General features: G+C 73.5%; 1 pseudogene. It reads left to right on the plus strand.

Going from position 1 to position 234, the window contains the following annotated elements:
• Nucleotides 1-234, plus strand: a pseudogene (locus D7X30_RS42175) (IS66 family transposase); the annotation flags it as partial.

The following is a 234-nucleotide window of genomic DNA, read 5'->3' on the forward strand; positions in this document are numbered from 1 at the left end:
GCTGGAGGCGAAGATGGCGACGCTGGAGCGTCACGTCTTCGGGAGGAGAACGGAGAAGCTGCCTCCGGTGGCGACGGAGCTGCGCGGGGCCGCGGACTCGACGGCGACCCGGGCCGAGGCCGCGAAGAAGAAGCGGCAAGAGAGAGCCGCCCGCAAGGCCGAGGAGGCCCTGGCGCGGGAGATTCGCCACGCGGTGCCTGCCGAGGAGCGCCACTGCCCGGCGTGCGGCAGCGA

Source organism: Corallococcus sp. AB011P, assembly GCF_003611605.1.
Classification (GTDB): domain Bacteria; phylum Myxococcota; class Myxococcia; order Myxococcales; family Myxococcaceae; genus Corallococcus; species Corallococcus coralloides.